Source organism: Ochrobactrum sp. PL_is501 (assembly GCF_055816895.1).
On record NZ_JBVPGR010000033.1, the window covers coordinates 230,274 to 255,290 of the forward strand.

24 protein-coding genes are annotated in these 25,017 nt (G+C 59.9%); 9 read left to right on the top strand and 15 right to left on the bottom strand.

From position 1 onward, the window contains the following. The first annotated feature begins 11 nt into the window (after positions 1-11). Both AC0TOF_RS09490 and AC0TOF_RS09495 read left to right on the top strand, forming a co-directional pair. Positions 12-1,133 carry a D-alanyl-D-alanine carboxypeptidase family protein gene (locus AC0TOF_RS09490; RefSeq protein ID WP_473768043.1) on the top strand — a complete coding sequence of 374 codons (1,122 nt, stop codon included), beginning with the start codon at positions 12-14 and terminating at the stop codon, positions 1,131-1,133. 1 nt (position 1,134) lies between these two features. Further along, on the top strand, positions 1,135-2,289 hold the full coding sequence (locus AC0TOF_RS09495; protein ID WP_473768044.1) for a CobW family GTP-binding protein: 1,155 nt from the start codon (positions 1,135-1,137) through the stop codon (positions 2,287-2,289). 3 nt (positions 2,290-2,292) lie between these two features. Here the strand turns inward: AC0TOF_RS09495 and AC0TOF_RS09500 are convergent, their stop codons facing one another. From AC0TOF_RS09500 to AC0TOF_RS09520, 5 genes are all read right to left on the bottom strand, one after another. After that, the gene (locus tag AC0TOF_RS09500) at positions 2,293-2,550 is read right to left on the bottom strand and encodes a sulfurtransferase TusA family protein (protein WP_473768045.1); all 258 of its coding nucleotides are present in this window, start codon (positions 2,548-2,550) and stop codon (positions 2,293-2,295) included. Continuing rightward, a complete protein-coding gene (locus AC0TOF_RS09505) occupies positions 2,529-3,788 on the bottom strand; it encodes a L,D-transpeptidase family protein (RefSeq protein ID WP_473768046.1) in 1,260 nt (419 codons plus the stop codon). Before AC0TOF_RS09505 ends, AC0TOF_RS09500 begins: the two co-directional genes overlap by 22 nt. A gap of 221 nt (positions 3,789-4,009) precedes the next feature. Then, positions 4,010-4,963, bottom strand: a complete 954-nt coding sequence (locus AC0TOF_RS09510) for an acetyl-CoA carboxylase carboxyltransferase subunit alpha (RefSeq protein ID WP_121999880.1) — start codon at positions 4,961-4,963, stop codon at positions 4,010-4,012. Between the two features lie 135 nt (positions 4,964-5,098). Next, positions 5,099-6,022 carry a site-specific tyrosine recombinase XerD gene (gene xerD, locus AC0TOF_RS09515; RefSeq protein WP_473768047.1) on the bottom strand — a complete coding sequence of 308 codons (924 nt, stop codon included), beginning with the start codon at positions 6,020-6,022 and terminating at the stop codon, positions 5,099-5,101. A gap of 2 nt (positions 6,023-6,024) precedes the next feature. Further along, complete coding sequence (locus AC0TOF_RS09520) at positions 6,025-6,252, bottom strand: hypothetical protein (RefSeq protein WP_121999878.1); 228 nt, start codon at positions 6,250-6,252, stop codon at positions 6,025-6,027. Between the two features lie 176 nt (positions 6,253-6,428). On the opposite strand from AC0TOF_RS09520, the gene AC0TOF_RS09525 reads away from it, so the two are divergent. The 4 genes from AC0TOF_RS09525 to AC0TOF_RS09540 all read left to right on the top strand — a co-directional run bounded on the left by AC0TOF_RS09525 (position 6,429) and on the right by AC0TOF_RS09540 (position 10,180). Further along, positions 6,429-7,019, top strand: coding sequence for a shikimate kinase (locus AC0TOF_RS09525; RefSeq protein WP_121999877.1), 591 nt, complete (start codon positions 6,429-6,431; stop codon positions 7,017-7,019). A 54-nt stretch (positions 7,020-7,073) separates the two neighbouring features. Beyond that, entirely contained in the window at positions 7,074-8,207 is a 1,134-nt protein-coding gene (aroB, locus tag AC0TOF_RS09530) for a 3-dehydroquinate synthase (RefSeq protein WP_473768048.1), read from the top strand. A 106-nt stretch (positions 8,208-8,313) separates the two neighbouring features. Then, positions 8,314-9,621, top strand: coding sequence for an HlyC/CorC family transporter (locus AC0TOF_RS09535; RefSeq protein ID WP_473768049.1), 1,308 nt, complete (start codon positions 8,314-8,316; stop codon positions 9,619-9,621). A gap of 118 nt (positions 9,622-9,739) precedes the next feature. Next, positions 9,740-10,180, top strand: coding sequence for a GFA family protein (locus AC0TOF_RS09540; RefSeq protein ID WP_121999997.1), 441 nt, complete (start codon positions 9,740-9,742; stop codon positions 10,178-10,180). Here the strand turns inward: AC0TOF_RS09540 and AC0TOF_RS09545 are convergent. The 8 genes from AC0TOF_RS09545 to AC0TOF_RS09580 are packed head-to-tail and all read right to left on the bottom strand — an operon-like array spanning position 10,177 to position 20,020. Then, positions 10,177-11,814, bottom strand: a complete 1,638-nt coding sequence (locus tag AC0TOF_RS09545; RefSeq protein ID WP_473768050.1) for a GMC family oxidoreductase — start codon at positions 11,812-11,814, stop codon at positions 10,177-10,179. The genes AC0TOF_RS09540 and AC0TOF_RS09545 overlap by 4 nt on opposite strands. 10 nt (positions 11,815-11,824) lie before the next feature. Beyond that, entirely contained in the window at positions 11,825-12,589 is a 765-nt protein-coding gene (locus AC0TOF_RS09550; protein ID WP_473768051.1) for a 3-ketoacyl-ACP reductase, read from the bottom strand. Then, on the bottom strand, positions 12,586-14,070 hold the full coding sequence (locus AC0TOF_RS09555; protein ID WP_473768052.1) for a GMC oxidoreductase: 1,485 nt from the start codon (positions 14,068-14,070) through the stop codon (positions 12,586-12,588). Before AC0TOF_RS09555 ends, AC0TOF_RS09550 begins: the two co-directional genes overlap by 4 nt. 12 nt (positions 14,071-14,082) lie before the next feature. Further along, a complete protein-coding gene (locus tag AC0TOF_RS09560) occupies positions 14,083-15,603 on the bottom strand; it encodes an aldehyde dehydrogenase family protein (protein WP_473768053.1) in 1,521 nt (506 codons plus the stop codon). Further along, entirely contained in the window at positions 15,597-16,373 is a 777-nt protein-coding gene (locus tag AC0TOF_RS09565) for an enoyl-CoA hydratase/isomerase family protein (protein WP_473768054.1), read from the bottom strand. The genes AC0TOF_RS09560 and AC0TOF_RS09565 overlap by 7 nt, the downstream gene beginning before the upstream one ends. After that, positions 16,366-17,976, bottom strand: coding sequence for an acyl CoA:acetate/3-ketoacid CoA transferase (locus tag AC0TOF_RS09570; RefSeq protein ID WP_473768055.1), 1,611 nt, complete (start codon positions 17,974-17,976; stop codon positions 16,366-16,368). Before AC0TOF_RS09570 ends, AC0TOF_RS09565 begins: the two co-directional genes overlap by 8 nt. A 5-nt stretch (positions 17,977-17,981) precedes the next feature. Further along, positions 17,982-18,983 carry a Gfo/Idh/MocA family protein gene (locus AC0TOF_RS09575; RefSeq protein ID WP_473768056.1) on the bottom strand — a complete coding sequence of 334 codons (1,002 nt, stop codon included), beginning with the start codon at positions 18,981-18,983 and terminating at the stop codon, positions 17,982-17,984. Next, entirely contained in the window at positions 18,962-20,020 is a 1,059-nt protein-coding gene (locus tag AC0TOF_RS09580; RefSeq protein ID WP_473768057.1) for a LacI family DNA-binding transcriptional regulator, read from the bottom strand. The genes AC0TOF_RS09575 and AC0TOF_RS09580 overlap by 22 nt, the downstream gene beginning before the upstream one ends. Before the next feature lie 243 nt (positions 20,021-20,263). On the opposite strand from AC0TOF_RS09580, the gene AC0TOF_RS09585 reads away from it, so the two are divergent. Next, on the top strand, positions 20,264-21,433 hold the full coding sequence (locus AC0TOF_RS09585) for a dihydrodipicolinate synthase family protein (RefSeq protein WP_473768058.1): 1,170 nt from the start codon (positions 20,264-20,266) through the stop codon (positions 21,431-21,433). Positions 21,434-21,467: 34 nt separating this feature from the next. Here the strand turns inward: AC0TOF_RS09585 and AC0TOF_RS09590 are convergent, their stop codons facing one another. Beyond that, positions 21,468-22,490 (bottom strand): LLM class flavin-dependent oxidoreductase, encoded by a 1,023-nt coding sequence (locus AC0TOF_RS09590; RefSeq protein ID WP_121981188.1) that lies wholly within the window; start codon positions 22,488-22,490, stop codon positions 21,468-21,470. Between the two features lie 269 nt (positions 22,491-22,759). Here AC0TOF_RS09590 and AC0TOF_RS09595 point away from each other — a divergent pair, with 269 nt between their 5' ends. Then, positions 22,760-23,713, top strand: a complete 954-nt coding sequence (locus AC0TOF_RS09595; RefSeq protein ID WP_121999865.1) for an ABC transporter substrate-binding protein — start codon at positions 22,760-22,762, stop codon at positions 23,711-23,713. Between the two features lie 178 nt (positions 23,714-23,891). Here the strand turns inward: AC0TOF_RS09595 and AC0TOF_RS09600 are convergent, their stop codons facing one another. After that, positions 23,892-24,554 carry a TetR/AcrR family transcriptional regulator gene (locus tag AC0TOF_RS09600; protein WP_473768059.1) on the bottom strand — a complete coding sequence of 221 codons (663 nt, stop codon included), beginning with the start codon at positions 24,552-24,554 and terminating at the stop codon, positions 23,892-23,894. A 154-nt stretch (positions 24,555-24,708) separates the two neighbouring features. On the opposite strand from AC0TOF_RS09600, the gene AC0TOF_RS09605 reads away from it, so the two are divergent. Next, complete coding sequence (locus tag AC0TOF_RS09605) at positions 24,709-24,909, top strand: hypothetical protein (RefSeq protein WP_473768060.1); 201 nt, start codon at positions 24,709-24,711, stop codon at positions 24,907-24,909. The last annotated feature ends 108 nt before the right edge of the window (positions 24,910-25,017 follow it).

Here is a 25,017-nt window from a genome sequence, read left to right on the forward strand (position 1 = left end):
GGAACTACGGAATGATGTCGAAATCACTGAAAATCTGGTTGGCAGCTGCGGGCCTGTCCGCTGTCGCATTGGCGTCTGCTGCGGCTAATCCCTCGATTGCCGTGGATGTGGCAACCGGCAAGGTCTATGGGCAGCAGGATGCGTTCCAGCGCTGGTATCCCGCTTCCCTGACGAAGATGATGACGGCCTATGTGGCATTCCGCGCGCTTCAGTCGGGCCAGATGACGCTGGAATCGCCGGTGCGCATGACGGTCAATGCCGCCAAGGAACCGCCGAGCAAGATGGGTTACAAGCCCGGATCGGTGATGACGCTCGATACGGCGCTGAAGATCATGCTGGTGAAATCGGCCAATGACGTCGCGGTTGCCGTCGCCGAAGCCGTGGGCGGGACGGAATCCGCCTTCGTCCAGCGCATGAATGCGGAAGCGCAGCGCATCGGCATGGTCGGCTCGCATTTCGCCAATCCGAATGGGCTGCACGATCCCCAGAATTACACGACGGCGCGCGATCTTGCGGTTCTGGGCGTGCAATTGCGCCGCGAGTTTCCGCAATATGCACATTATTTCGCGACCGAGGCGATCGATCCGGGCGCAGGCAAGAAGGTGCAGGCCAATTACAACATTCTGCTTGGCCGCTATGACGGCGCAGATGGCATGAAGACCGGCTTCGTCTGCGCATCCGGCTTCAACCTCGCAAGCTCGGCCACCCGCAATGGCCGCACCGTGCTGGCAATCGTTCTGGGCGCGGACCGGCAGGAAGCGCGCGCGGTTCAGGCCGCGCAGCTGATGACCGATGCTTTCCGCGCCAATGTCAGTGCCAGTGCCGGGGGCGTGACGCTGGCGACGCTGCGTCCGACGGCGGGCGGCAATCTCAACCAGGCCACCGATATGCGCAAGGCGATCTGCAGCCAGCAAGCCATGGCCGACCGCTGGGATGGCCGCGATGTCGAAGGCAAGCTGAAGATCAATTCGCCCTATATTCACGCGATGGATCGCGATCCGGTTCCGGTTCGCGTGGGTCTGGTGTCCGAGCCGGGGCCGATCACCCGGCCGAGCCAGCTCGACATTTCGCAGGTTCCGGTGCCAATGCCGCGTCCGCAGCGGGCGGCGGGCGTGACAACGGCCATCAACTGACATGCGAAATCCCATTCCCGTTTCCGTACTGACCGGCTTTCTCGGCTCAGGCAAGACGACGCTTCTCAACCGGCTTCTGAAAGACCCGGCGCTGAGCGACACGGCGGTCATCATCAATGAGTTCGGCGAGGTCAGCATCGATCATCTGCTGGTCGAGCAGGCGAGCGAGGGCGTGATTGAGCTTGCCGACGGCTGTCTGTGCTGCACGGTGCGCGGCGAGCTGGTGGATACGCTGGCCGATCTGATCGACCGGCTGCAGACCGGGCGCATCAAGGCGCTGAAGCGCGTCATCATCGAAACCACCGGCCTTGCCGACCCGGCGCCGGTGCTGCATTCGATCATGGGCCATCCGGTGCTCATGCAGGCTTTCAGGCTCGACGGGGTTCTGGCGACGGTGGATGCCGTCAACGGCATGGCGACACTCGACAATCACGAGGAAGCCGTCAAGCAGGCGGCAATGGCCGACCGCATCGTGCTGACCAAGACCGATCTGCCGGAAGCGCAGGCAGGGCTGGCGGCGTTGCAGGCGCGCCTCCATGCGCTCAACCCTGGCGCGGATATTCTGGAAGCCGGTGAACAGCGCACGGGCTATGCCGCGCTTTTCGAATGCGGGCTTTATAACCCGGAAACAAAATCGGCGGATGTGCAGCGCTGGCTGAGGGCGGAAGCCTATGAAGACGAGCATCATGGTCATGACCATGTATGCGGGCCGGATTGCGACCACGACCATCATCACCATGATCACCATCAGGGTCATGCGCATCATCATCACCATGACGATGCGATCCGCTCCTTCTCGCTGCGTCACGACGCGCCGATCCCGCTCTCGACCTTCGACATGTTCCTCGATCTTCTGCGTTCGACGCATGGCGAGAAGCTGTTGCGGGTGAAGGGCATTGTGCAGATTGCCGAGGACCCGGACCGTCCGGTCGTCATCCACGGCGTGCAGAAGATTTTCCATCCGCCTGCACGTCTGCCGCAATGGCCGCAGGACAAGCATGAGACGCTTCTGGTGATGATCGTGAAGGATCTGCCGGAAACCTATGTGCGTGAGCTTTTCGATGCGTTTTTGGGACGTCCGGCGCTGGACAGGCCGGACCGGGCCGCGCTGACCGAAAATCCGCTGGCTATTCCCGGTTTCTCGCCCCGGAACTGATACTTACTTCTTGCGAATGAGAAAGCGTTGCAGCGTGCCTTCTCGCTGCTGCGCGATGAGGGCGTGGCCTTCCTGCGTGCAGAAATGCGGGACGTCGATGCCTGACAGCGGATCGGTCGCCTCTACCCAGAGAAGCGCGCCGCTTGGCATTTTTTCCAGACGATTGCGGGTTTTCAAAACCGGAAGGGGGCATTTAAGCCCCCTCAGGTCGTAGACAGGAACGTCATCCTGCAAAGTCGTCAGTTCCCGATGATCTTCCACCACGGCTTCTTCGGTTCGGCGGCTGCGACAGGTGCCGGCTGTTCGGCATTCTGCGCCACCGTGCTGGCGGTCGTCATTGAAGAGACTTGGGAAGAGACCTGAGGCGAGACTTGCGGAGCAGCGGCTTGTGCAGACGCCGCCGGGTTCGGCTGCGGTGCGGGCACGGCTGCGGGCATGGCTACGGACTGCGTTGCAGGGACGGCCACCGGCTGCGGCGTCGCGGCAATGGCTGTCGGCTGTACGGACGGCGTTGCCGGGCGAATGTCCGGCGCGCCCGCCTTTTCAGCGGAAGAAGGCGAAAGCGACGGTGGCTCGCGCGTCACCTTTTCGCCGCGCGCACGCGCTGCACTCCATGCGGAGACGAGCTTGGCCTCGGCAATGCCCTGAATGGACGGCGCCGGTGCCTTCTGGCTGGCGCTGAATGCCGACTGGAAGGTCTTTTCATACGACGCATAGGACATGGCCTCGCCGCCAGCAGATGGCGGGCAGGCATCCGTCGGGGAAAGCGGCTGGCCATCCGGCGTCGATACGTTGAAGACGTAGCGCTTCTCGCAGACATCGACCTTCGGCGGGACCTTGGTGATCTCAAACGCGTCGTAACCCTGCTTCAGCATCTTCCAGAAGGAATAATTCGGGTCGTTCTTGTAGCGCGCCATGTTGGCGGCGGTCATGCGGAACGGGAATGCCTGAATCTGGAAATCGCGCTGGCCGCCCTTGAAGGCGTCGCGACCAAAGGCGTAAATCTCGGCGACCTGTTCGTCGGTCATCGAATAGCAGCCCGATGACGAACATGCGCCATGCACCATCAGGTGCTGGCCAGTGCGGCCATTGGCGCGGTCATAGGCGTTGGGAAAGCCGATGTTGAACGACAGATAATAGTTCGAATTCGGATTCATCTGCGCGGGGCGGACGGTGTAGAAACCTTCCGGCGCCTGACGGTCGCCCTCGATATATTTCGGCCCGAGCTTGCCCGACCATTTGCAGATTTCATAGGATGCAATCTGGTCGTATTTGCCGTTGTTCTTCTGCTTCCAGACCTCAAGAGTGCCTTCTTCCTTGAAGATGCGCACCATGATCGGCGACGTGCGGGTCATGCCCTTCGCCTTCATCTTCGCAACAACCTTTTCGGGAAGCGGTTTTTCAGCCCTGAGGCTCAGATCGGATACGGACGAACCCTGACAGCCCGCGAGGAGTGCGGTTGCCATTACGGAGGCTAGAATTGCGGTTCTGATCTTCATGTCGCATCAAGTCTGTTAGAGCTACGCCAGAGACTTTATGAGCAAAAGTCAATTTCCTGAAGGTCCAATCCTATAAACGAAACCTTACGGTATCGTTTATGAATTCTTGCTCAGATAGCTAAAATCCAGCGCGTCGGCAATATGGCCGAATTTGCAGCATGATGCAAATCCGGGAGGCGCGAGGCTTCCCGGATGCAATATCAATCAAGTGATGATGAAAATCAGAGGTTGCGGCCGATTGCGAGGAACTTCTGGCGGCGTTCCTGCTTCAGCGTTTCGCCGTCGACATCCTTCATCGAACGCAGCGATGCGGTGATGATGTCGCCAGCCGCATCGATGACGGCTTCCTTGCCGCGATGCGCGCCGCCCATGGGTTCGGGAATGATGCCGTCGATGACCTTGAGGTCGAACAGGTCCTGCGCGGTGATGCGCATGTTGGAGGCGGCATCCTTGGCGCGGGTCGAATCATGCCAGAGGATCGAGGCCGCGCCCTCGGGCGAGATCACCGAATAGATCGAATGCTCAAGCATATAGACGCGGTTCGCCACCGCGATTGCAATCGCGCCGCCGGAGCCGCCTTCACCGATGATGATCGAGATGACCGGAACGCGCAGCTTGAGGCATTCCGCCGTCGAGCGGGCGATGGCTTCCGCCTGTCCACGCTCTTCGGCGCTGACGCCGGGATAGGCGCCTGCCGTGTCGACAAAGGTGATGAGCGGCAGCTGGAAACGGTCGGCCATTTCCATGATGCGGACGGCCTTGCGATAGCCTTCCGGGCGAGCCGAGCCGAAATTGTGCCTGAGGCGCGTCTTGGTGTCGGAACCCTTTTCCTGTCCGATGATCGCGACGGCCTGGCCGTTGAAGCGACCGAAACCGGCCTGGATGGCTTCGTCATTGGCGAATTTGCGGTCGCCGGCAAGCGGGGTGAATTCGGTGAACAGCCGGTCGATATATTCCAGGCAGTGCGGACGGTCCGGATGGCGGGCGATCTGCGCCTTCTGCCACGGGGTCAGCTTGCGGTAGATGTCCTTCAGCGCATCGGCCGAACGCTTCTCGAGGCGACGAATCTCGTCGCTCATCTCGACGCTGCCCTGTTCCTGCGCGAGCTTCTTCAGCTCAAGAATCTGGCCTTCGAGGTCGGCGACGGGTTTTTCAAAATCGAGATAGTTGTACATCGGGCCTGACTGTTCGTGCTTTTTCCAAAGGGAGTAGCGCTATTGCGAGCCTGAAAAAGGCTGTTTTACGGCGCCTTACATATTCACTGCGGGCTCATCTTGCAAATTTTCGGTTTTCTCATAACCGGACAGAAGCTAATCGGCAAGCGGATGATGCTCGCTGACAAGCTTATGCAGTCTTTCCTCCAGCACATGCGTATAGATTTGCGTTGTGGAAATGTCGGCATGGCCGAGCAATTGCTGCACGGTGCGCAGGTCCGCTCCGTTCTGCAAAAGATGGCTGGCAAAGGCATGGCGAAGCACGTGCGGCGAGATGGCGGCTGCCGACAAGCCCGCTCGTGCCGCAAGCCCCTTCAATTCGCGGGCAAAAACCTGGCGCGCCAGATGGCCGCTTTCCGAAAAAGCCGGAAACAACCATGGATTATCGTCGCTGCCGGGCAAGGAATCCCGCAAGGTGAGAAAACGCTGCAAGGCTTCGCGCGCCTTGGGCGAAAGCGGAACCATGCGTTCCTTGGAACCCTTGCCGCGCACCAGCAGAAAACGATGGTCTGTGCGCGCGACGGTGACGGGCAGGCCCACAAGTTCCGAGACGCGAAGCCCAGTGGCATAAAGTGTTTCAAGAAGCGCATGAAGGCGCAGCGCCTTGATGCGATCAGCCGGTTCGCCGGGCTCATCGGCTTCGAGCACTGCCCGGTCGAGAAGCCGGGTGACGTTTTCGACGCTCATGATCTTCGGCAGCGGCTTTTGCTTTTTGGGCGCGTCGACGGTGCCGGTCGGGTCGTCCTGCCGAAAGCCTTCCGAATAGAGAAAGCGGAAGAACTGGCGCAGCGCCGACAGGCGCCGGGCCTGCGAGGTGGCGGCAAAGCCTTCCGTCGCCATGGCATCGATGGCGCTGCGGATATGGTCCGGCCCGGCCTCGGTGAGATTGACGCCGCGGGCTGCCAGCACTTCCGCCACCGCTTCCAGATCGCGCCGGTAGGATTCAAGCGTGTTTTCCGCCGCTCCGCGTTCGGCGCTCATCATTTCCAGAAAATTCTCGATCGCCAGCGATGCGCGCATCGTCACTCCTGCGGTGTCTGTGGCGATTGGGTGTCCGTGCCGGCGGTTTCCGCCGGGGCAGGCTCGGCCGTGGGGCGCGCAATCGTGACCGGCTTCAGTTTCGAGGACGGAATTTCGACGGTGATCTCGCGCGTGTCGGGCTCCACGAAATTGGCAAGCGCATACATCGCGCCATAGATGATGGCGGCGGCAAGGGCGAGAAAGGTAACGAGGCGCGTCAGCGTGGGCATGCATCTTTTATGCTGTGGCATTGAGACGAAAGCAAGGAGGGCGGATGAAAGCGAGGACGGTGACGAAAGAGCGGGCAAAAAAGCCCTGCTTCCGGTCCTCCGCATCGCGAAAACCAATCAAAGCAATTGACGTCGCCCCGTTTTTCATGTGGAACCGGAACAAATGGACGAGGTCAATGAGCAGTACGGCAAAACAAAACAATCTACATGAGAAAGCGGCGCAGATCCGCGATCTGCTCGGTTCGAAAGTCGTGGTGCTTGTGGGGCTGATGGGCGCGGGCAAATCCACCGTCGGGCGCAAGGTGGCGAGCCTGCTCGGCCTGCCGTTTCGCGATGCCGATACGGAGATCGAAGCGGTTTCCCGCATGACCATTCCCGAACTGTTTGAAGCCTATGGCGAGGTCGAATTCCGCGATCTGGAACGCCGCGTCATCATGCGCCTTCTGGAAGACGGGCCGATGGTGCTGGCAACCGGCGGCGGGGCCTATATGAATGCCGAAACACGCGCTGCAATCGCGCGGGCAGGCGTTTCCATCTGGCTCAATGCCGAGATCGATATTCTGATGGAGCGCGTCTCGCGGCGTCAGAACCGCCCGCTTTTGAAAAACAGCGATCCGCGCGGCGTCATGCAGCGGCTGATGAACGAGCGTTATCCCGTCTATGCGCTGGCCGATATGGAACTGATGTCGCGTGACGACAAGAAGGAAGTGATCGCCGCCGAACTGATCGATGTTCTGGCCGATCATCTCGAAAGATTAGAGGCATAAGGGCTGTCAGACCGACAGAACCGGTAATGTCCTCGCATGTATTGGAGACTACGCATGAACGCGCCTTCCATCGCCGGTGTCACCACCGTTCCCGTGTCGCTCGGCGACCGCTCCTATGATATCCTCATCGGTAAGGGACTGGTTGACCGTGCGGGCGAGGAAGTGGCACAGCGTCTGAAAGGCGTGCGCGTGGCGGTGGTGACGGACGAGAATGTCGCCAAGGCGCATCTTGAGCGCCTGACCGAAAGCTTCGTCAGGGCCGGTATCGATGTGACGCCGGTGATTGTCGCGCCGGGCGAGAAATCAAAATCCTTTGCAACGCTGGAAACCGTCACCAATGCCGTCCTGGCGGCGCGGCTGGAGCGCGGCGATGCGGTGGTGGCGTTTGGCGGCGGCGTGGTCGGCGATCTTTCGGGCTTCGTTGCCGGGATCGTGCGGCGCGGCATGAATTTCGTACAGATGCCGACCTCGCTGCTGTCGCAGGTGGATTCCTCCGTTGGCGGCAAGACCGGCATCAACACCGCCCACGGCAAGAACCTCGTCGGCGTCTTCTATCAGCCGCAGCTCGTGCTGGCCGATACGGATGTGCTCGATACGCTGAGCCCGCGTGAGTTTCGGGCCGGTTATGCCGAAGTTGCGAAATATGGCCTGATCGACCGCCCGGACTTCTTCGAATGGCTGGAAAAGAACTGGCAGGAAGTTTTTTCAGGCGGCGCGGCGCGGACGGAAGCCATCGCCGAATCCTGCCGCTGCAAGGCGGCTGTCGTTGCGCGTGACGAGCGCGAAACCGGTGACCGCGCGCTTCTCAATCTCGGCCATACGTTCGGCCATGCGCTGGAAACGGCGACCGGCTACGATTCCAGCCGCCTCGTGCATGGCGAGGGCGTCGCCATCGGCATGGCGCTGGCGCATCGCTTCTCGGTCAAGATGAACCTCTGCGGCATCGAGGATGCGGAGCGCGTCGAAGCGCATCTGAAGGCCGTCGGCCTGCCCTATCGGCTGTCGGATGTGCCGGGCGGATTGCCGCCGGCAGAAAAACTGATGGATTATATTGCGCAGGACAAGAAAGTAGCACGCGGCGCCCTGACCTTCATCCTGACGCGCGGCATTGGCCAGTCCTTCATTGCAAAGGACGTGCCGCCAGCCGCCGTGCTGGAATTCTTGAAAGACCGTCTGGAAACGAAATAACACCAAGTTAACTGATTGAGACTTGGGTAGGCCCGTGCGGCGATTGAGCAACTTCAGGGCGTGATGCGTCAGCATCCTGGCGCCCTGCTATAAGAGGACAAGGCGAATGGCTTTCGGGCTTTGGGTCATGTGCGGCATCATCCTGCTCTGCGTCATTCTCTCGGCGTTTTTCTCAGGCTCCGAAACGGCGTTGACCGCCGCGTCACGGGCCCGCATGCTTACGCTCGAACATAATGGCGACGAGCGGGCGGGGCTGGTCCAGCGCCTTATCAGCCGCCGCGACCGGCTGATCGGCGCGCTTCTGATCGGCAACAACCTCGCCAATATTCTGGCTTCCTCGATTGCCACCAGCATCTTTTTGAACCTGTTCGGCGATGCGGGCGTCGCCTATGCCACGCTGGCGATGACGATCATTCTGGTCATCTTCGCTGAAGTGCTGCCGAAATCCTGGGCAATTTCCGGTCCCGACCGTTTTTCGCTGGCGGTTGCGCGCGGTGTATCGCTTGTCGTCCTGATCCTCGGTCCGATTTCCAGTGCCGTGAACTGGATCGTGCGCGCGATCCTCAAGCTGTGCGGCGTCAATCTGGCGGCAGGCCGTTCCATGCTTAGCCCGCAGGAGGAACTGCGCGGCGCGGTGGAGGTGCTGCATCGCGACAAGTCGCTCATCAAGGAAGACCGCGACCAGCTGGGCGGCCTCCTTGACCTCAAGGAACTGGAAGTCAGCGACGTGATGGTGCACCGGACCTCGATGGGCACTGTCAATGCCGATGCCGCGGCGGAAGAGATCGTGCGCGATATTCTGGCGAGCCCCCACACGCGCATGCCGCTCTGGCGCGACGATATCGACAATATTGTCGGCATCATCCACACCAAGGATCTGCTGCGCGCGCTCTACGATGTCGACAATGATTTCACCCGCATCGACATCATGAAGGTCGCGCGCAAGCCGTGGTTCGTGCCCGACACGACGACATTGCAGGACCAGCTCGACGCCTTCCTCCGCCGCAAGGCGCATATCGCCATCGTCGTCGATGAATATGGTGATGTGCAGGGACTGGTGACGCTGGAGGACATTCTGGAAGAGATCGTCGGCGATATTGCCGACGAGCACGATATCGACATGCAGGGCGTTCGCCTGCAGCCGGACGGCTCGGTGATTGTCGACGGATCGCTGCCGATTCGCGATATCAACCGTGCGCTTGATTGGTCCTTGCCGGATGAAGAAGCGACGACGATTGCCGGTCTGGTCATTCATGAGACTCAGACGATCCCGGAAGTGAAGCAGGCTTTCACTTTCCATGGGAAACGCTTTTCCGTGCTCAAGAAGGAAAAGAACCGCCTGACGCGCTTGCGCATCGTGCCGCTCGACGCCGATGGAAAACCTGCCCCGATTGTTGCGGCTTTACCGCGCTGACAGCCATTCAGACGAACTGTTGCAGCCGCCCTTCGATGCCGTGCAGGCCTCCCGTCACGACGGCAGTGGCAAACCGGCAAAAAACAAAATAGCCTTCGTGCAAAAGCGAGGAGAGAAAATGAACCCCGATATCAAGGAAGCCAACGGTGCGTGTCACTGCGGCACCGTGCGTTTTCGCGTCAAATTATCGAACGGCCTGCATACGGCCCGGCGCTGCACCTGCTCCTATTGCCGGATGCGCGGGGCCGTGGCGGTTTCGGCTGATCTTGGCGGGCTGGAAATCCTTGAGGGCGAAGACGCGCTGACGCTCTACACCTTCAATACCGGCATAGCGAAACACTATTTCTGCTCGAAATGCGGGATTTACACCTTCCACCAGCGCCGCTCCAATCCGAACCAGTACGGCGTGAATGCGGCCTGTCTGGAAGGCGTCTCACCGTTTGATTTCAAAGCTGTTCCGGTCAGCGACGGCGTCAATCACCCGTCCGACACTCCGAACCGAAAGGGGTCGGGTGTGGTGGGGTATCTGCGTTTTGAGCCAGCCGTTGACGGAGACTAAATCCGCGCCCGTTGCTTCTGTTCGTTTTTCTCCCATGAAAACACCGTGGGCGGCAGCGGGTCGAGGCCGCGAATAATGTCCGCTCCCTTTTCGCCGATCATGATGGTCGGCGCATTGGTGTTGCAGGATGGAACGCGCGGCATGACCGAGCTGTCGCAGACCCGCAGGCCCTCCAGCCCGCGCACCTTAAGATCGAGATCGACTACGGCCATGGCATCGGTTCCCATCTTGCAGGTGCCGACCGGATGATGGTCGGTCTTGGCATTGGCGCAGGCATAATCGAACAGCTCGTCATCGCTGGCGACCTTCGGCCCCGGCAGGCGCTCGGCCATGACATAGGGCTTCAAGGCGTCCTGGCTCATGATTTCGCGGGCGATCTTCAATCCTTCGAGCGACATTTTGCGATCATGCGGGTCGCTCCAGTAATTGGGATCGATCAGGGGGGCGACTGTCGGATCGCTGGAGGCAAGCCGTATCGTCCCGCGCGAACGCGGATGCAGATAGGCGGAATTAAGCGTCACGCCGGCATTCTTGAGTTTCTCGACACCGGCTTCAATGCCTGAACCCAGCCCCAGATGGAACTGGATATCCGGCGAGCGGGCATCCGGGTCCGCATACCAGAAGCCGCCGGTCTCAAACAGGCTGGATGCCACCGGGCCGGAACGCAACAGCATATATTGCAATCCGGCGGCAAGCGTGCGGTGCAGCTTTGCCACGCCGTCATAGGTGTGGTCGCCGGTGCATTCGGCAATGACAAACAGGTCGAGATGATCCTGCATGTTTTCGCCCACCCCCGGCAGATCGTGTTTCACACCAACGCCGACCTTTTTCAGATGATCGGCGGGGCCGATACCCGATTGCAGCAGGAGCTTCGGTGAGCCGATAGCGCCGGACGAGACAATCACCTCGCGGTTTGCGCGCAAGATCTCGCCGCTCATCAGCGCAACGCCGGTTGCGCGCGTCTTCTCCAGCACGATATTGGCTACCTGCGCATTGATGCGGATTGTCAGATTCTGGCGCCCCTTGATCGGCGCGAGATAGGCAAGCGAGGCCGAGGAGCGGCGGCGGTTGCGCTGGGTGAGCTGGTAAAAGCCGACGCCCGCCTGCTCGCGCCCGTTGAAATCGGGATTATAGGGAATGCCCAGTTCCTGCCCGGCGCGGATATAGGCATCGCAGATCGGCAATGGCGCGGAAGGCATGGAAACGCCCAGCGGTCCGCCATAGGAATGATAATCATCGTTGAAGCGCTGATTGTCCTCGGCGCGCTTGAAATAGGGCAGCACATGGCGATAGTCCCAGCCGGTGCAGCCTTCTTCATCGGCCCAGAGATCATAATCGGCGGCATTGCCGCGCGTATAAATCTGCGCATTGATCGAGGAGCCGCCGCCGATGACTTTCGCCTGCGTATAGCGCAGCACACGGTTTTTCAGGTGCTTTTGCGGAACGGTTTCAAACCCCCAGCTGGCAACGCCCTTGGTCATCTTGGCGAAGCCCGCAGGCATATGGAACAGCGGATTCCAGTCGCTTCCGCCCGCCTCCAGCAGCAGCACTTTTATCGACGCATCTTCGCTCAGGCGATTGGCGAGAACGCAACCGGCGGGTCCGCCGCCGACGATGATATAATCGTAATCCATCGCGCTACCCTTACAGTTTTGCAATCGACAGGCCGCCATCGGCATGGATCGCCGAGCCTGTCGCAAAGATGAAATCGCCACCGGCAAGCCCGGCCACGATCGCGCCGACATCGCCCGCCTCGCCCCAGCGCTTCATCGGCACCAGACCAGCTTCGATCAGCCCGTCATAACGCTCGGCGACTTTAGCTGTCATATCGGTGCGGATGATGCCGGGGCGCACCTCGAACACGCCAACCCGCGCTTCGGCAAGACGCAGCGCCAGCCCCTGCACGAAGGCGGTGAGGCCTGCCTTGCTGATGCAGTAATCAAGCCGCTCGGGCGAGGTCATCACCGACGAAACAGAACTGATGGTTATAATGCTGCGTGGAAAGCGCACTTCGGCTGCGGCCAGCATGGCCTTAACCACGGCCTGCGTGAAAAACACCGTGCCGCGCAGGTTCACATCCATGATCGTGTCGAAGTTCTCAGGCTTCAGCCCCAGAAAATCGCCGCGCTCGACCGAACCCATGCCTGCATTGTTGACGAGGCAATCGATGCCGCCGAATTCCTTCATCACCGCGGAAACGGTTTTCTCATGCATTCCAACGGCGGCGAGATCGCTTTCAAAAAAAGCCACCTTTCCGCCAAGACCGCGCAATTCATGCGCGACGGCGTCGTCGCATTCGCGGTCGGTGATCGCCAGATCGAAGCCCTTGGCGGCAAGCGCGCGGGCAATGCCAAGCCCGATCCCGCGCCGCCCGCCGGTTACCAGCGCCACAGGTCTTTGACGGTTCATGCCAGCACCTCCCGGTTCAAATGGTCCGCCACGCGCAAGGCTTGCGCGGCAATGGTCAGCGCCGGATTGACCGCCGCCGATGTCGGCAGGAATGACGCATCGACCACATGGAGATTGGGGTGGTCATAAGCGCGGCACCAGGGGTCAAGCGGTGCCGTCGCCGGGTCGTTGCCGATGCGCACCGTGCCGCATTGATGCGACGGCGTGCGCCGGTCGAAAGCCCGCGACAGCACCACCGGAAAGCCCGCCGCACGCAGCGCGGATTTGAGCTTTTCAACCAGCATCAGATGCGCCTTCCAGTTGCTGCGCACCCAATGCAGGACGATGCGATCGCCATCCACGCTCACGCGGCTTTCCGGCGATGGCAGGTCTTCGCTCATGGCGTAGAAATCGATTGTATGCCCGGCGAGGCGGTTCAAAAGCCATTCGGGCACTTGGCGCATATTGGATTTCAGGATCGCCCCCGACACGCGACCCAGCAATTGCACATTGCCGAGCGGCGGCCCGCCTGCCCCATCCGACAGATAGTAATCGTTGAAACCGAATGTCTTCTGGTAGACGCTGTGATTGCGATAGCGCGGATCGAAAGCGATCACCGCACTGGAATTATGATTCATGAAATTGCGGCCGACCTGATCGGAACGGTTCGCCAGTCCCGACCGCAACAGAAGCGCCGCCGACTGCACGGCACCGGCAGACAGGATGACGAGCTTCGGGCGCAGGACCAGCGCCTCGCCGTTCTTCACATAATGCACCGCCACAATAGTCTTTCCATCCGGCCCCGCTTCCAGCCGCGTCGCGCGCGCGGAAGTTTCCAGCCGGACATTCGGATATTGAAGCGCTTGCGCAAGCGGACAGCTTTCCGCATCCATCTTGCCGTCATCGCAATTGGGATGCGCATCCCACGGCGTTCTGGCCTTTGCCAGCCAGCGCTCGATATCAACACCCAATGGCAAGGAAGCCGGATGCAGCCCCGCCTTTTTCAGCCGCGCCCGCACATCGGCAATCGCACGCTCGTCATGGATAGCCGCATAAGGATATGGCCTTGAATGATGCGGCTCGGTCGGATCGTCGCCCAGTTCGCCGCGCACCTGAAACAGCTCTTCCGCCTTGCAATACCACGGCTCCAGCTCCTCATAGGCAAAGGGCCATGCGGGCGACACGCCTTCCAGATGCGCCAGCTCCTCAAAATCCTCGCGCCGATAGCGGATCAGCACCGCGCCATAGAATTTGGAATTGCCGCCGACATTGTAATAATTGCCGGGATTGAACGGCGTGCCGTCCGGCTCATGCCAGAACTCTTGCGGGCGAAAGAAGCCCTGTTGGAAAATAGCGCGCGGGTCGCGGTTTTCCGGCCTGTCGGCCAGGCGCTCTCCCGCCTCCAGAATAAGAATGTCGGCACCGGATGCGGCAAGACCGGCGGCCATTGTCGCGCCGCCGATACCCGATCCGATAATGACGATATCCGGCTGTCCTCCCAAAGCCGTCGCTCCCTATTGTCCTTGCGGCATCCACCAGCCCGTGCGCGCGCCGATATGCATGTTGAGCGTCTTGGTCTCGGTGTAATCCTCCACCGCATGACGCCCCAGTTCGCGCCCCAGACCGGACTGGCGATAGCCGCCGAAAGGCAGTTCCGGCGTGCCGTCCATGAATGTGTTCATCCAGACCGTGCCCGCCCGCACCTTGCGCCCGATGGTCATGCAGGTATCGAAATCGCGGCTCCACACGCCCGCCGAAAGCCCGTAATCGACCGCATTGGCAATCGAGATCGCCTCATCCACCGTATCGAAGGACAGCACCGACAGAACCGGGCCGAACACTTCCTCGCGCGCCACGGCCATGTCGGCCTTTACACCGGCAAGGATCGTCGGCCCCATATATTGGCCAAGGCCGAGGTCCAGCACATCGCCGCCATGGGCAATCGCAGCGCCTGCCTTTTTGGCCTGATCGACATAGGCGCCAACCTTTGTCAGATGCTGCGGCGTGATGATCGCGCCCACCTGCGTGCTGACATCAAGCGGATCGCCAACGATCACCTTTTTCGACAGATCGGCGACGCGCCCGACAATCTCATCGACAATCGACCGGTGCACGATCAGGCGCGACCCGGCATTGCAGCATTCGCCCGCGTTGAACCACGCGCCGAACACTGCCGCGTCGATAAAGGCATCCATATCCGCATCTGGAAACAGGATTTGCGGGTTCTTGCCGCCAAGCTCCAACGATACTTTCTTAAGCGTCTGTGCCGCATTGGCCATGGTGAGCTTGCCGACGCCTGTGGACCCGGTGAACGACACCATGTCCACATCCGGATGCGTGCTCATATGCTGGCCGACATCGGCCCCCGTTCCGGTGACGATATTGACGACACCGTCCGGCACACCTGCCTCGGCCAGAATTTCACCAAGTAGCAATGTCGAGCCGGAGGTCAGTTCCGAAGGTTTTGCGACTGCCGTACAGCCAGCGGCCAGCGCGAAAGGCAGCTTTTGCCCGACGATCAGGAACGGGAAATTCCACGGCGTGATGATCGACACCACGCCGATTGCCTCGCGCAGCACGACGCCCAAAGTGCCATCGCCCAGCGTGTTGTAGCTTTCGCCATGCAGGTCGCGCGCAAGTGCTGCCGCATAGCGCCAGATATCGACAGCGCCACCGATTTCGCCCCGCACTTGGCTAATTGGTTTGCCGGCTTCAATCGCATCGAGATAGGCAAGTTCTTCCGCCCGCGCCTCGATCAGATCGGCGGCTTTCAGCAGAACCAGCGAACGCTGCGAAGCAGTTTTCGACGACCAGCGCCCATCATCGAAAGCCTTGCGCGCAGCTGCAACGGCGCGTTCCACATCGGCCTTATTACCCGCCGGATAACGGCTCACGGTGACGCCATGGCCGGGCGCCACGCGCTCGATGGTCTTTCCGCTTTCGCTGCCCACCCATTTGCCATCGATCAGCATGGAGAATTCGCGGACTTCCAGCCCGGTCAAAGGCTGTGGTTTGACGACAACGCTCATCACCATTTTCCTTCAAAATTCGCTTCGCGCTTTTCGGTAAACGAGCGCACGCCTTCTTTCAAATCGCCGGTCTTGGCGACGAGGATGGACCCCAGCGCCTCGACGGCGGTTCCGTTGTCCTCGCCATTGGCGACAGACAGCATCAGCTTGGAAATTTCGAGCGCGGCCGGTCCGCGTTTTGCCACCCGCGCCGCATAGGCCTGCGCCGCCTGCAAGGCTTCGCCCGTATCGACCACATGATCGACCAGCCCATGCGAAAGGGCTTCGTCTGCCGTAAACATTTCGCCGCCCAGCACCATGCGGCGCACGATCTGCGCCCCGAAACGGCGCACAAGGCGCTGCGTGCCAGACCAGCCGGGCACCATGCCGAGCGAGGTTTCTGGCAGGCCGATCTTCGTCTGCCGCTCGACAATGCGGATATCGGCAGCTCCTGCCAGTTCCAGCCCGCCGCCCAGCGCATGACCATTCATCGCCGCGATCAGCGGCACACGCAAAGTCGCCAGACGCTCAAACACACGATGCCCGTAGCGCACCCAGGCATGGCCGAATTCTTGCGGCTCCATGCCGCCCCAGGCCTTGATGTCCCCGCCAGCGGAAAAAGCCTTGCCCTCACCGGTCAGGATCGCAACCCGCACGCGGCTATCCGCCTCCACCCGGTCACAGGCGGCAGACAATTCCTGCAAAAGCTCGATATCGAACGCATTGAGCTTTTCGGGCCGCTTGATGGTCATGACGGCGATGTGGTTTTGGATGGCAATTTCTATTCTGTCAGCCATGTTGCGCCTCCAGCTTTCGGGCAGGTTTTTGCGGCAGCGAAAGCCCGATTGGTTCTTCGCGGAACAGCGCCTCATCCATGGTCTTGAGCCGGTCAGAGACAATCAGCGGAAACTCGGCTTGATCCAGAATATGCGCCTGCAAGTCGATACCGGGCGCAATCTCGGTCAGCACGATGCCGTCCGCGGTCAGCTTCATCACGGCGCGCTCGGTGACATAAGTAATGTCCTGCCCCTGCTCGACGCCACGCGGGCCGGAGAAGGTGACATGCTCGACTTGCGTGACAAGCTTTTTCAGCTTACCTTCCTTTTCGATCACCAGCTTGCCGTCAGCGACCGACAGTTTCGCACCGGCATTGAACATGCCCGAGAAAACAATCTTTCTGGCGCGCGCGGTAATATCGACAAAGCCGCCAGCACCCGCCGTCACATGCGGACGGAATGACAGCTTCGACACATTGACCGAACCGTCGCGTCCGATCTCAAGAAAGGACAGAAGCGAGGCGTCGAAGCCCGCCCCCTGAAAATAGGTGAACTGATAGGGCGATGGCATATAGGCGTCGGCATTGGACGCACAGCCAAAGGCAAAATCCAGCAACGGCACGCCGCCGACAGCGCCCTGCTCGATCACCCATGTCACCGCGCCATGCAGGCCCTCTTCCAGCAGAATGCGCGGCACATTGGCGGAAATGCCAAAGCCAAGATTGACCGCACTTCCCGCCTGCAATTCCTGCGCGACACGCCGCGCAATCGCCTTCTGGATATTGAATTCTGCCAAACGGAACGTATCAAGCGGACGGAAAATCTCGCCGGAAATAGCCGGATCATAGAGCGTCTGCGTCGTCTGCTTCTGGTCGGGATCAACCACGATATAATCAACCAGAACACCAGGCACGCGCACATCATGCGGCTTCAGCGTGCCTTCCTTGGCGACGCGCTTGACCTGCGCAATGACGACGCCGCCATTGTTGCGTGCAGCCAGCGCCTGATCCAGACCGCCGAGATAGGCACCTTCGTGCTCATAGGTGAGATTGCCGCGTTCATCCGCAGTCGTTGCCCGGATGATGGTGACATGCGGCACGATATTGGGAAAAAAGAGCCAGTCTTCGCCCTCAAAGCTGACATGCTTGACGACAGGTTCCTCCCGCGCCTTATCATTCATCGCCGTGCCCTGACGCTTGGGATCAACGAATGTATCGAGCCCCACTTTGGTCAGCACGCCGGGGCGCTTGGCGGCAGCTTCGCGGTGCATATCGAACAGGATGCCGGACGGGATATTATAGGCCGGGATCTCGTTATTGGTGATCATATTCCAGATCAGCGGCGGCTCGGCACCGGATGGCCCGGACGGATAGGAACCGCCAATGATCTTCTTGAGAAGCCCCTTTTTGGCAATGTAATCCACCCCCTTGATGCCGCTCATATCACCCGCCGCGATCGGATGCAGCGTGGTGATATTTTGGGGGTGGCCGGTTGCATCGAACCGCTCGCCAATGGCTTTCAGCATCATATCCGGGCAGCCAAGGCCGCTCGATGAAGAAACCGAAACAACGGCATTGTCGGGGATAAGTGAAGCGGCTTCTGCAAATGAAATATGCTTGCTCATAAGTCTCAAAGTCCTGAATGAACGGCGGTTGCCTTGCCGGTCTTGGCAGCTTCAGCGACGGCAAGCCCGGTCGCAAGCGACCAGATGCCGTCCTCCAAAGTGGCCGAAGGCTGGCCCCTGCCCTCAATGGCATTGTGGAAAACCTGCAAGGCGGTTTCGTAGAGATTTTTGTGGTCGAGCGGCAATTCGTGCTCGCCGTTCTTGTCACGCAGCAGCACGGTCCCGACCGGCTTTTGCGTCATCACATTGCGCGCAATCAGCGAGCCTTCGCTGCCATGCACCTCGAAGCCGGTTTCGGCATATTTGGTGGTGAAGGCATCGTGAAACTGGGCAATCGCGCCGGATGGAAAACGCAGAACGCCCATCACGCCGTCTTCCAGCCCTTCGCCACTCAAGCCGCCCTGCTGGCTGAAAGCGACCGCTTCGACCGGGTTTTCACCCAGCACAAAACGCAGCGTATCCGCATCATGCACGGTGATGTCGAGGATCACACCGCCGCCCGCATCGGGGCGCTCGATGCGCCAGCCTTGCAGGTGCGGCGGCAGGTAAACCGCATGAAAGACGCGGGCACCCAGCACCTTGCCGATCTTGCCCGCAGCAATGGCATCACGCATGGCGCGGTGGCTCGCGGCATTGCGCAAATGATGGTTGGTGCCTGCCACAACGCCCGCCTCGCGCACGGCTTTCAGCATCTGGTGCGCGTCGCCGATCGTCAGCGCCAGCGGCTTTTCGCACAGGATATGCTTGCCCGCTTGTGCCGAGGCAATCGCCTGATCTCGATGCAGTTCATTGGTGGTGGAGATATAAACGGCGTCGATTTCCGGGTCGGACAAAAGCGCTTCGAGGCTTGTAACCGAACCGGCAATTCCGTTCTCGCTCGCATAGGTTTCGCCGCGTTCAGCATTGGTGCTGTAAACCGAAATCACTTCGCCGCCGGTCGCGCGAATGGCTCCGATCACCCATTCTTTCGCAATGGTGCTTGCGCCTATAAGGCCCCACTTTGCCATTCGAATTTCTCCTCCGGTTTTCTGAACGGCGCGCCGCAACTTGCACGCACTGCAAGACGCACCGACAAGCGCTGCGCCTCCGCCTCCACCCGTTCCGAATTGATCTGCTTCAGCAAAAGCTGCGCCGCACGTTCTCCCAAACCTTGCGGGTCGACAGCCACGGTCGTCAGTGCCGGAACAGCGGTCTTGGCTTCAATCACATCGTCAAAGCCGACCACGCCAAAATCCCGGCCCGGCTCCAGATATGCGGCCCGCAAGCCATCGCAGACACCAAACGCCACCGCATCGTTGAAACACACTGCCGCCGTCGGTTTCAGGCCGTGCCGCAGCATCTGTTCGACCGCCTCGACGCCGCCCGCGCGCGACGGGGCGGAGGTGAAGACCAGCGCCTCATCGAAGCCGATCCCGGCCTGCTCCAGCCCTGCGCGGTAACCCGAAACGCGCTCGGCAAACACCGCTATATCCGCATAACCGCCCATGAAGGCGATGGACCTATGCCCCAGCGACACCAGATGCTCGACCGCCTTCGCAACACCGCCGCGATTATCCGAAACGATGGAGGAAACGCCGGAACCTGGCACATCGCGGACCATCTGCACAACCGGCAGGCCGCTTTTCGCCAATGGTTTCAGATCACCAGCGTCTGTTCCACGCGCTGGCGAAATAATCAGCCCGACAATGCCGTGTTCGCGCATCGAGGCGATCACCTCGCGCTGACGGTCAACGCTTTCCGCCGTATTGGCCAGAAACTGCACATAGCCAGCCGACTGCATGACACGGTCCACGCCCACCGCCAGTTCGGCAAAGAAACTGTTGGTCAGATCATTGACCACAAGGCCGATGATTTTCGATTTCGCCTGACGGAGATTGGCCGCCGAACGGTTATAGACATAACCCAGTTTCTCGATTGCCGCCTGAACCTTGGCGCGGGTTTCGGCATGAACCAGCGGACTGTCGCGCAGCACCAGCGAGACGGTCGATTTCGACACGCCAGCCTCGCGCGCAATATCGATAACGGTGACGCTGCCCTTACTCATGATCTGCTCCGATTTCGATTGCCGATTTAATTGGAACGTTCCAACACTGTCAAGAGCCGAGAGAAAAACCGTTCTGCGCCTTGAGTTCGCCACAATTCAAGCCGGTTTTCGGCGCATCTTTCTCCCGAAAAATCGTGTTTGGTGCCAAAACACGCTCAAATCACACTTTCGCCACAATTTTTGACCGAATTGCCATTTGGAACGTTCTAAACTAAAAACGGCATGAGAGGCGGAGGAACAATCATGGGCGATCATCAACTGATCCTGCCGGACGGCAATGGAAGCCTGAATGCCTACAGGCTGACCGGGACACAAACGCCGCGCCCCAAAAACCCGCCGCAGTTCAACCGCATCGCCTATGCGGCAGCGCATGTGGTTTCCGATCCGCTGAAAGATACCCGCCCGTGGAACGATCCGGCCATCGACTGGGACGCGACCATGGCTTTCCGCCATCACCTGTGGGGCCTCGGTTTCAGGATCGCCGAAGCAATGGATACCTCACAGCGCGGCATGGGGCTGAACTGGGCAGGCGCACAGGAACTGATCCGCCGCTCACTGGCGGAAGGCAGGACGGTGGCAGGCGCCGATCTCGCCAGCGGCGCTGGTACCGACCACCTCGATCCGGCGGACGCAAAAAGCCTTGATGACATCATCAAGGCCTATGAAACACAGGCCGGTTTCATCGAAAAACACGGTGGTCGTTTCATCCTGATGGCAAGCCGCGCGCTGGCCCGCATTGCCAGGTCGCCCGACGATTATGCCAGGGTCTATGGCCGGATTCTCGCGCAAGCCCGCGAAAAGGTCGTGCTGCACTGGCTGGGCGATATGTTCGACCCACAGCTCAAAGCCTATTGGGGGGCGGAAAATTTCGATGAAGCACTGAACACCGTCATTGGTATCATCGAAGCCAATCGCGACAAGGTTGAAGGCATAAAAATTTCACTGCTGGAAGAGCGCTATGAAATCGCGTTACGCAACCGCCTGCCGGAAGGCGTGCTGTGCTTCACAGGCGATGATTTCAACTATGCGCCGCTGATCGAAGGCGACGGAAACAGGCACAGCCATGCGCTGCTCGGCATTTTCGACGCGGTCGCGCCGCAGGCTTCCAGCGCGCTTGCAGCGCTGGCAGCGGGCGACAATGCCCGCTTCCGCGCGATCATCGAGCCGACCGTGCCGCTATCGCGAAAAATCTTTGAAGCACCGACGCAATATTACAAGGCGGGCGTGGTGTTTCTCGCCTGGCTGAACGGCCACCAGACCCATTTCACGATGCCTGCCGGAATGCAGTCGGCGCGTGGCATTTTGCACTACGCCGACATTTTCCGTCTTGCCGATCAAGCCAATGTGCTGGACCAGCCGGAGCTCGCCATCCGCCGCATGAAAAAGCTGATGGCCGTTCACGGCATATCGTGAAAACAGGCGGGATTCGCCGCCTGTTTCCAACTCGTCACCGCCAGCCGAGACCCGGCGCGACATGCTTGAGGATCGACTCGATCACATGCGCGTTGTACTCGACGCCAAGCTGGTTCGGCACGGTGAGAAGCAGCGTATCGGCTTCGGCAATCGCCTCGTCCTTGGCCAGCTCCTCGATCAGCCGGTCAGGCTCGGCAGCATAGGACCGCCCGAAAACGGCCCGCAGGTCTTCCTCGATATAGCCGATGGAATCCTGTTCCTTGCCGCCATTGCCGAAATAGGCCCGATCGCGATCGTCGACCAGCGCGAAGATGCTGCGGCTCACCGAGACACGCGGCGTGCGCGTATGTCCGGCTTCCTTCCAGGCTTCACGATAGGCGCGAATCTGCTTGGCCTGCTGGATATGCAGCGGCTCGCCAGACTCGTCCTTCTTCAAGGTCGAGCTTTGCAGGTTCATGCCAAGCTTTGCCGCCCACACAGCCGTAGCGTCCGATGCAGCGCCCCACCAGATCCGGTCGCGAAGGCCTTCCGAGTGCGGCTCAAGGCGCAGCAGACCGGGAGGGTTCGGAAACATCGGACGCGGATTGGGCTGGGCAAAGCCCTGTCCCTTCAGCGCCTCGAAAAACACCTCGCCATGCTGGCGGCCCATATCGGCATCGGTCTTGCCCTCTTCCGGCGCATAGCCGAAATAACGCCAGCCGTCGATCACCTGTTCCGGCGAGCCGCGGCTGATGCCAAGCTGCAAGCGGCCCTTGGAGATCAGGTCGGCAGCGCCTGCATCCTCGACCATATAGAGCGGATTTTCATACCGCATGTCGATGACGGCGGTGCCGATCTCGATCTTGCTGGTTTTGGCGCCAATGGCTGCAAGCAGCGGAAAGGGCGAAGCGAGCTGGCGCGCAAAATGGTGCACGCGGAAATAGGCGCCATCGGCCCCCAGTTCCTCGGCGGCGACGGCCAGATCGATCGACTGCAGCAATGTATCGCTTGCCGAACGGGTTCCCGATTGCGGCGACGGCGACCAGTGGCCGAAGGAAAGAAAGCCGATTTTCTTCATGATGATGTTCCCTGATTGCGGGCAAAAATTTGGTTCCCGTCCAATATGGCGGCGCAGGGCACGATTGGAAGGGCGCCAAACACGGACACAGTGTTCAGTATTCGCAACCTGCAGCTTTCACGCAGGAGGCAACCGCACCTTCTTCGGATACGTTGACAGTCTATCCGGAGCCGATTAAGCCTCAAATCTGGCGGATAAACCTTCAATCTGAGGTTATTGGAGAAAAGGTGTTTGCCGATAAGCAACGCACCAAAACAGGGGAGATTTTCATGCGTTCTATGCTTCTGGCCTTGCTGGCCGCAACGGCCATTGCCACTTCGGCACAGGCAAAAGACGTCACCGTCGCCGTAACCGCCATCGTTGAACATCCGGCCCTCGACGCCGCCCGCGACGGCGTGAAGGACGCGCTGGCGGAAGCAGGCTTCAAGGAAGGCGAAAACCTGAAATTCGTCTACCAGTCCGCACAGGGCAACCCGGCAACCGCAGCGCAGATCGCCCGCCAGTTCGTCGGCGAAGCGCCGGACGTGATCGTCCCGATCTCCACGCCGTCGGCACAGGCCGTCGTTTCGGCCACCCGCGATATTCCGGTGGTCTTCACCGCCGTTTCCGATCCGGTCGGCGCGCAGCTCGTCAAGGACATGGCAAAGCCGGGCGGCAATGTCACCGGCCTTTCTGACATGTCGCCTGTGGCGGAGCATATCAAGCTCATCAAGGAAGTGATGCCGAACATCAAGAAGCTCGGCTATCTTTACAATTCCGGCGAAACCAATTCCGTGTCGCTTCTGGCGGCGCTGAAGGAAGCTGCTTCCGCCGAAGGCATCGAAATCGTTGAATCGGCCGCCACCAAGTCGGCTGAAGTCCAGGGCGCTGCCCGTGCGCTCGTTGGCCGCGCGGATGCGATGTATGTCCCGACCGACAACACCATCGTCTCGGCTCTGGAAAGCGCCGTCGGCGTTGCCGAGGAAAGCAAGCTGCCGCTCTTCACCGCCGATACGGATTCCGTGAAGCGCGGCGCAGTGGCTGCGCTTGGCTTCAACTATTATGATGTCGGCAAGCAGACCGGCGCCGTCGTGGTCAAGATTCTGAAGGGCGAAAAGCCGGGCGACATTTCGGTCGACATCGCCAAGGGTACCGATCTCGTCATCAATCTTGGTGCCGCAAAGAAGATGGGCGTCGAGTTCCCGCAGGCCGTCATAGACCGCGCCACCAGCAAGATCGACTGATCCAGCGATCCGTCTCCGACATTTGCGTCGCCGGTCGATGCAAATGTCGGAACAAATTTCAAAAGTGTGAAACGGTTTTGCGTTCGGAAATGCGGAGAAAACAGAGCATTTCCAGCAAAAGATCGCGCTCCATGCCGGGCCCACCCATCCTGTGCGAGGCCATGCGTGAAAATCGGGATCAGGCCGCTTCTTTCAAGATCGGGCGGATGGGCAGCGGTGCCGTGCCCAGATATCCCGCGACCATCCGGGTGATATGTTCCACAATCTCGTCCTCATCGGACAGGGAATGCCCGCAATCGTTGAGAACTATGGCATGGGTCAGCGTCTCCACGGTGGTTACGCAAATAAACGCAGCCGTATCAAGGTCCTTGAGCTGAACGTCGTCCCTGCATTCTTCGAGATAATGCCGAACCAGATGTAGCGTATCCTTGCGGATCGCTTCCACCTCGGCCAGTTTTCCGATTCTGGGGACTTCTTCCTTCAGGATGCGGTGGAGCTCGGGATCAACCCGATGCGCGGCGATCATGGCGCGAATGAGTTCCCGCATGGCGCTGTTCAGGTCGTCCGACGCGCACTCCCGCATGGAATTTTCAAGCAAGGCCAGAATTTCGCGATTGTGCCGCGCGACAAGCGCCGCCACCAGCGACTCCTTGTTTGGAAAATACTGATATAGCGACCCGATGCTCACGCCGGCTACCGCGGCGACGCGGTTTGTGCTGGTCCGGGCATAACCTTCACGCACCAAAACGCGAGCAGTGGCATCCAGTATCGCTTCGACGGTCATTCTTGACCTCTCCTGCGAGGCCGATTTTCTGGGATTTGTGGCGCGCAGCTTGGCCATGTCGCGATTTTTCCTAATGCGAGTAGACAATGTGAGTAAACACTCACATATTTTGTATAAATCGTCAACAACAATGAACGAGAAGTATTTTTCAGTGAAAAATCACTGAAATTTTCACATATCATTCACCGTTAAACATGGGTTCTATAGAAAAATGAATTTCATCAATGCTGCGTTGCTTGTTGCCATGATGGTAACAGGAGCAGGATGCGTGAGTGCTGCGCAAAACGATGTTCGCTCTATCCAGGCGGACTGTGTGAATGCAAACCATGGCCGGGCATTCAATGAAAATTGCGACGCGCCCAAACTGGGGTGGAAGGGCGCAAATGGAAGTGATTTCCTCATCAGCCGCTGATTGACCGGCCGAGCGCATCACGCAGGGAAATCAGTCCGCCGGACTGATTTCTGCTCCTGCTTCGATCGGATAGGACGCGCTCCAACCTTTTGTTTTTACCGCATTGTC

What these genes read in the sequence shown, in the direction of transcription:
- AC0TOF_RS09490 (WP_473768043.1), top strand. Translation starts at nt 12, where the DNA reads ATGATGTCGAAATCACTGAAAATCTGGTTGGCAGCTGCGGGCCTGTCC.
- AC0TOF_RS09495 (WP_473768044.1), top strand. Translation starts at nt 1,135, where the DNA reads ATGCGAAATCCCATTCCCGTTTCCGTACTGACCGGCTTTCTCGGCTCA.
- AC0TOF_RS09505 (WP_473768046.1), bottom strand. Translation starts at nt 3,788, where the DNA reads ATGAAGATCAGAACCGCAATTCTAGCCTCCGTAATGGCAACCGCACTC.
- AC0TOF_RS09510 (WP_121999880.1), bottom strand. Translation starts at nt 4,963, where the DNA reads ATGTACAACTATCTCGATTTTGAAAAACCCGTCGCCGACCTCGAAGGC.
- xerD (WP_473768047.1), bottom strand. Translation starts at nt 6,022, where the DNA reads ATGCGCGCATCGCTGGCGATCGAGAATTTTCTGGAAATGATGAGCGCC.
- AC0TOF_RS09520 (WP_121999878.1), bottom strand. Translation starts at nt 6,252, where the DNA reads ATGCCCACGCTGACGCGCCTCGTTACCTTTCTCGCCCTTGCCGCCGCC.
- AC0TOF_RS09525 (WP_121999877.1), top strand. Translation starts at nt 6,429, where the DNA reads ATGAGCAGTACGGCAAAACAAAACAATCTACATGAGAAAGCGGCGCAG.
- aroB (WP_473768048.1), top strand. Translation starts at nt 7,074, where the DNA reads ATGAACGCGCCTTCCATCGCCGGTGTCACCACCGTTCCCGTGTCGCTC.
- AC0TOF_RS09535 (WP_473768049.1), top strand. Translation starts at nt 8,314, where the DNA reads ATGGCTTTCGGGCTTTGGGTCATGTGCGGCATCATCCTGCTCTGCGTC.
- AC0TOF_RS09540 (WP_121999997.1), top strand. Translation starts at nt 9,740, where the DNA reads ATGAACCCCGATATCAAGGAAGCCAACGGTGCGTGTCACTGCGGCACC.
- AC0TOF_RS09545 (WP_473768050.1), bottom strand. Translation starts at nt 11,814, where the DNA reads ATGGATTACGATTATATCATCGTCGGCGGCGGACCCGCCGGTTGCGTT.
- AC0TOF_RS09550 (WP_473768051.1), bottom strand. Translation starts at nt 12,589, where the DNA reads ATGAACCGTCAAAGACCTGTGGCGCTGGTAACCGGCGGGCGGCGCGGG.
- AC0TOF_RS09560 (WP_473768053.1), bottom strand. Translation starts at nt 15,603, where the DNA reads ATGGTGATGAGCGTTGTCGTCAAACCACAGCCTTTGACCGGGCTGGAA.
- AC0TOF_RS09565 (WP_473768054.1), bottom strand. Translation starts at nt 16,373, where the DNA reads ATGGCTGACAGAATAGAAATTGCCATCCAAAACCACATCGCCGTCATG.
- AC0TOF_RS09570 (WP_473768055.1), bottom strand. Translation starts at nt 17,976, where the DNA reads ATGAGCAAGCATATTTCATTTGCAGAAGCCGCTTCACTTATCCCCGAC.
- AC0TOF_RS09575 (WP_473768056.1), bottom strand. Translation starts at nt 18,983, where the DNA reads ATGGCAAAGTGGGGCCTTATAGGCGCAAGCACCATTGCGAAAGAATGG.
- AC0TOF_RS09580 (WP_473768057.1), bottom strand. Translation starts at nt 20,020, where the DNA reads ATGAGTAAGGGCAGCGTCACCGTTATCGATATTGCGCGCGAGGCTGGC.
- AC0TOF_RS09585 (WP_473768058.1), top strand. Translation starts at nt 20,264, where the DNA reads ATGGGCGATCATCAACTGATCCTGCCGGACGGCAATGGAAGCCTGAAT.
- AC0TOF_RS09590 (WP_121981188.1), bottom strand. Translation starts at nt 22,490, where the DNA reads ATGAAGAAAATCGGCTTTCTTTCCTTCGGCCACTGGTCGCCGTCGCCG.
- AC0TOF_RS09595 (WP_121999865.1), top strand. Translation starts at nt 22,760, where the DNA reads ATGCGTTCTATGCTTCTGGCCTTGCTGGCCGCAACGGCCATTGCCACT.
- AC0TOF_RS09600 (WP_473768059.1), bottom strand. Translation starts at nt 24,554, where the DNA reads ATGGCCAAGCTGCGCGCCACAAATCCCAGAAAATCGGCCTCGCAGGAG.
- AC0TOF_RS09605 (WP_473768060.1), top strand. Translation starts at nt 24,709, where the DNA reads ATGAATTTCATCAATGCTGCGTTGCTTGTTGCCATGATGGTAACAGGA.